The organism is Blautia sp. ZXY-1-B12 (genome assembly GCF_056339915.1).
Genome location: NZ_JBWJVP010000151.1, coordinates 1 through 4,646, shown reverse-complemented (window position 1 = coordinate 4,646; position 4,646 = coordinate 1). Strand labels below are relative to the sequence as shown.

Below are 4,646 nucleotides of genomic sequence, written 5' to 3'. Positions count from 1 at the left end.
AATAATCGATATTTTGAATTATTCCAGACTTCCGGAGGACTGGATGCAGAGATTACGGATCATTCTTTTCAGCGCTATTATCATTCCGGTGACTTTCCTGAGTTGTCGCCTGAACTGCGTAAAATCATAATAGACAGATCATCCGTACAGGAACAGGGAATCCGGATCAACCATATCCCTATAAGGGGAGGACATTTGTTTTGGTCAGAGGATATTTCGGTACTGCTGGATCAGTATCAGGATATTCGGGAACAGCAGGAGGAACTGACTGCCAGTAAACCGTCTGTTACAGAAAGCTTATCAGAAAGAGGCTGAGCGGAGAAAGACAGAAGAACAGAACCGTCTGTTAAATATGATACAGAATCAGACAGCAGGTCAGCTGGAATTGCTGTCACAGTTTATGGATGAGCTGGAACGGACAGAATCAAGGGAACAATATGATCGGATTCTCGGTAAAATTGTAGTTGTTGGTACGTATTTGAAGCGGAGAAAGAATCTGGTGCTGACACAATATGCATCAGATGGAAATCTGCTTACAATGGAAGATCTCAGACAAAGCCTGGCGGAATCCTGTGACAGCTTAAAATTATGCAGGATCCGGGCTGCTTACTACGTGGAAAATGTGGATGTGCAGATGAATGCAGATGATATACTAAAATGCTATGACACCTTTGAATGGCTTGTGGAACGATTGCTTGATATCATGCAGTCTGTTTTTTACCGTGTGTCGCAGATTGATGATGCGCTGCGGATTTCAGTTCATATTGTATCAGAGGTGGATCTGCGTGGAGTCATGTCAGAAAGACCGGAATTAAAAGTGCAGCAGGAAGATGAAAACGAATGGTTTATCAGTTGTATCGTCTTCAGAAAGATAGGTGGAAGATGATCGATTTTGTGGAATGCGGTATGGCAATGCAGGATTTTCTGATGATTCTTTTTGAAATCTGCCTGGTTTTGGAACTAATTCTCCTGTTGGTAAGAATCACCTGTTTTTCCGGAAAAAAGAAAATCGTAACGGCAGTGGCTGTCTTTGCTGTTTCTTTTATGTTTATGGGCGTTCTGATGAATGATCACAGATATTGTCTGGGAGAAAGTTTCTATCAGCCAATGCTTCAGGGGTATCCGTTCAGCGTTTTAATGACGGTGGTTATAGGATTATTGCTTTATCTTTGCTGGGCAATCCGGAGCGAGAGACGCAGATATCATCATTCTCTGTCTTACTGGTCTGTGAATGAGGCTGTGAATGACGTTCCCTGTGGAGTCTGTTTTTCGGATCCTCTTGGAAGGATTGTTTTGTGTAATACCAAGATGCAGGAACTGAGCAGAATCATGACTGGTTCTTATCTGCAGGATTATGAAGCATTAAGGAAAGCAATGAGTGGGGAACCTGAATCGGAAGGTCTTTGCAGATTGAGCAAAGACAGCAATGTGTTTTATTTTCCTGATGGTTCTGTCTGGATGTTTCAGGAATATGGTCTGCAGGAGCCGGATTGTGCAGGATATCTGCAGACAGTGGCAGTTAATGTATCAGAAATTTATTACAATGGTGAAAAGATCAGGGCAAACAATGAAAAGCTGGAAATCCTGAATCATAAGCTAGAGGAAATGTACGAAAAAATCGGAGATAAAATCAGAGAGCAGGAGACGCTTGTCATGAAAATGCAGGTTCATGACAATTTTGGACGAAGCCTTCTGTCAATACGCAGAATACTGGAAAGAAAAGAAGTATCCGGATAAAATGGATAAACAATTGTCTGTATTGAAACATCTGGTTTATATTCTTACCGGTTCTGCTGTTGAGAGTATGGAAGAAGTATATGAGGATACGATCAGACATGCAGAAGAGCTTGGAATTTCAGTTCAGATCAGTGGGAACTTTCCCATGCATCCATCTTACAGGCTGCTGACAGACAGGGCAATCCGTGAATGTGTGACAAACTGTGCCAGACATGCCCATGGCAGTACTGTTTGGGTGAAGATAGACAAAAATGCAGATGAATATACTGTTCAGATTACCAATGATGGAGAGGTGCCTGACAAAAATGCGGAAGAAGGCGGTGGTTTATCTGCACTGAGAAAGGCAGCTGAATCAGGAAAATGCAGGATGCAGGTTTCTTTTTCCCCTGAGTTTTGTCTGATATTGAAAATGCCACTGACAGAAAGGATGGGATTCGATGGTACGGATACTGATAGTAGAAGATCAGAAGATCATGCAGAAGTATTTTGAATATATTATTATGCAGGAGCCGGAATTCCGACATATCCAGACGGTTTCAGATGCACGTGAAGCTGTAAAAATCTGTGATTATTCGGCAATTGATCTTGTGATTATGGATGTGCAGACGTTTCATAATCATGATGGGCTCAGTGCTGTGAAAAGAAATCAGGGAAAAGTATCCATATACAAAGGTATTGATCGTTACTTCCCTGATCAATCCCAAGGTGCTGGAGAGGGCAAAAAGTGGATGCGCAGACAGTCTCTGGTATAAGGATCACGGGGAAGAGGAAATACGGAGTGTGATCCACAGAACCTTAAATGGTGAGCATGTATTTCCGGATATGACGCCGAAGGTGGAGCTTAACTGGATCACAAGCGGTGATATCAGTCCCAGACAGCTGGAGATGCTCCGCCTGTATATTCGTGGAATGTCATATTCAGAGATTGCGCGGGAAATGAAATGCTCTACCTCCGGGGTGAGATGGAATTTTCAGGAAATGATCGCCAGGGCAGGATACAGCTGTAAAGAAGATTTGATAGCGGCTGCACTGGAAAGTAAACTGATCGTAACTACATTAAAATAGAAATCTGATAAACTGCGAAGTTATTCTGTTATGAGCAGAAAGCGAAGCGGAGTGCAAATGTCTGTTTGACAAGAAGGGAGATGAGAGTATGAAAAAATATTCGGTTGCTGTATGTGTTTGTGCGGTACTGTTTTCTGTTGGTATTCATGGCGGAGGTATGAGAGAAGTATCTGCCAGAGCACCTGGGGCAGATGAGAATCTGGCAATTCTGCAGGACATTATCAGGGAAAATGAATGTCAGGCCGGAATGGCATTTCTGGGATATACCTATGAAGGTGCAGAGGCAGCAGAGATACTTGAATATACCAGACAGGGAGAAGTGGCAGCTGCGTATCCTTTTTTACAGGATGGAACAGTGGTTGATGCAGGGGGATATGAAATTTATGCCATTGTCCCGGGGGATGATTGCAGGGTCAGCGTTTATCCGGCTCAGCCTACGGAAGAAGGGGAATATCTGGATGATCTGAACGCCCCATATTATACAGGGAAGGAGAATGAAATCATTATCCTGCGCTGCAATGTGAGTGAGATTCATTCCAATGTGATGGTTTCTGTACAGAAGCAGAATATGAGTATACAATACCATCCTATGGTGTCGTTAAAGGATGGACATCTTGCAGCAGAAACCCACTGCTATGATTTCTCCATATATTATAATTGGGATGAGTATGATCCGGAATATAATCCCGTGTATGAGTCAGAGTACGACCAAGAGTGTAATCCGGAGCATGATTCAGCATTGAATATAAAGATTGCCAGAGAACAGCTTTCTGAGACAGATGAAGTCAGCTATTACCTTGGTCTTGGGATGTCTCTGTGGTATACAGGCACTGAGGAGTACATTGAAGGAAGAAATTGTCCGGTATTTGTTCTGGGAACGGATCATGAGGATCATTTTACAAAAGAACATTATTATGCAGTAGGAGACAATGTGGTTTATTATTATGATCCGTCAGGTGATGCATGGCTTCTGCTGGGGGCAGGCTGACAGAAGCTTCACCAATATATTATAGAATTTTGATTAATCAGAGAAAGAGGAAACAGACATGAATGATTTTTTGACAGAAAAAAATAAAAAAGCAGGGGTGTTGGGAAAACTGAAGTGGGTTCTTTGTGGCTTCTGCATACTTTTATCCCTGGGAGCTATTGGTGCATCGGAGAAGTATATTGGTGAAGGACGCTGGGGAATGGCAGCAACAGAGATCCTGCTCTGTCTGTTATTTTTATATCCGACTTTCAGGGAAGTTCAGAAAGCATTACGGAAGAAAAAAGCCAGGGAAATTGCCTGCTGGTTTGAATCTTATGCCCAGAATACGGTCTCATTTGAGAAACTTGAGCAGGAACTGGGAAAAGGCGCAGTAAAAAAACTGGAAAAATTTATTGCCAGGGGATATATCCGGAATATCCAGATAGACAGAGAAGGAAATTATATTATGATTACTGCACCAAACAGACGTGTAAATGAAAAGATTTATATTACAGTTACCTGTACCAGCTGCGGTGCAAAGAATCAGGTAATAAAAGGACGTCTGAGCAATTGTGAATATTGCGGACAGCGTCTTAACTCATGATACAAGTACTGAGAGAGGATTATCAGAAGTGTTCATAAAAAAGGAGAATAAAAGAAACAGATGTGCTCAATCAAAAATAGCGGCAGTGTTGCCGCTATTTTTATGAGCTGTAATCTAGGAATACTTCAGTATTTTACCATTTTTTATATTAAAAACTATTTTATGAGTTTTTTCTGATGAATCATCATTATTATTCATTTCATACAGGATGGTCATCTGATTACCGGAAATGTTTATTTTATATGGCCAGTAATTATTGGCTTTGGATGTGTT

At 41.7% G+C, this 4,646-nt stretch carries 7 protein-coding genes and 1 pseudogene; all 8 read left to right on the top strand.

Features of this window, described 5'->3' with window-relative positions; all coding sequences use genetic code 11:
* Window positions 1-315: pseudogene (locus tag AC075L_RS07950) on the top strand (hypothetical protein); the annotation flags it as partial.
* A 37-nt stretch (window positions 316-352) separates the two neighbouring features.
* Window positions 353-886: a hypothetical protein gene (locus AC075L_RS07945; RefSeq protein WP_476387501.1), complete on the top strand. Its 534-nt coding sequence runs from the start codon at window positions 353-355 to the stop codon at window positions 884-886.
* Entirely contained in the window at window positions 841-1,737 is an 897-nt protein-coding gene (locus AC075L_RS07940; RefSeq protein WP_476387500.1) for a hypothetical protein, read from the top strand. The genes AC075L_RS07945 and AC075L_RS07940 overlap by 46 nt, the downstream gene beginning before the upstream one ends.
* A gap of 1 nt (window position 1,738) precedes the next feature.
* On the top strand, window positions 1,739-2,227 hold the full coding sequence (locus AC075L_RS07935) for a sensor histidine kinase (RefSeq protein ID WP_476387499.1): 489 nt from the start codon (window positions 1,739-1,741) through the stop codon (window positions 2,225-2,227).
* Window positions 2,175-2,489, top strand: a complete 315-nt coding sequence (locus AC075L_RS07930) for a response regulator transcription factor (RefSeq protein ID WP_476387498.1) — start codon at window positions 2,175-2,177, stop codon at window positions 2,487-2,489. Before AC075L_RS07935 ends, AC075L_RS07930 begins: the two co-directional genes overlap by 53 nt.
* Window positions 2,490-2,517: 28 nt before the next feature.
* Entirely contained in the window at window positions 2,518-2,802 is a 285-nt protein-coding gene (locus AC075L_RS07925) for a helix-turn-helix transcriptional regulator (RefSeq protein ID WP_443651010.1), read from the top strand.
* Window positions 2,803-2,890: 88 nt separating this feature from the next.
* Complete coding sequence (locus AC075L_RS07920; protein WP_055199794.1) at window positions 2,891-3,790, top strand: hypothetical protein; 900 nt, start codon at window positions 2,891-2,893, stop codon at window positions 3,788-3,790.
* A gap of 58 nt (window positions 3,791-3,848) precedes the next feature.
* A complete protein-coding gene (locus AC075L_RS07915) occupies window positions 3,849-4,373 on the top strand; it encodes a hypothetical protein (RefSeq protein WP_055199793.1) in 525 nt (174 codons plus the stop codon).
* Window positions 4,374-4,646: the final 273 nt, after the last annotated feature.

Bases quoted from the DNA above. Each gene is read 5' to 3' on its own strand.
- AC075L_RS07945 (WP_476387501.1), top strand. From the start codon at position 353: ATGATACAGAATCAGACAGCAGGTCAGCTGGAATTGCTGTCACAGTTT.
- AC075L_RS07940 (WP_476387500.1), top strand. From the start codon at position 841: ATGGTTTATCAGTTGTATCGTCTTCAGAAAGATAGGTGGAAGATGATC.
- AC075L_RS07935 (WP_476387499.1), top strand. From the start codon at position 1,739: ATGGATAAACAATTGTCTGTATTGAAACATCTGGTTTATATTCTTACC.
- AC075L_RS07930 (WP_476387498.1), top strand. From the start codon at position 2,175: ATGGTACGGATACTGATAGTAGAAGATCAGAAGATCATGCAGAAGTAT.
- AC075L_RS07920 (WP_055199794.1), top strand. From the start codon at position 2,891: ATGAAAAAATATTCGGTTGCTGTATGTGTTTGTGCGGTACTGTTTTCT.
- AC075L_RS07915 (WP_055199793.1), top strand. From the start codon at position 3,849: ATGAATGATTTTTTGACAGAAAAAAATAAAAAAGCAGGGGTGTTGGGA.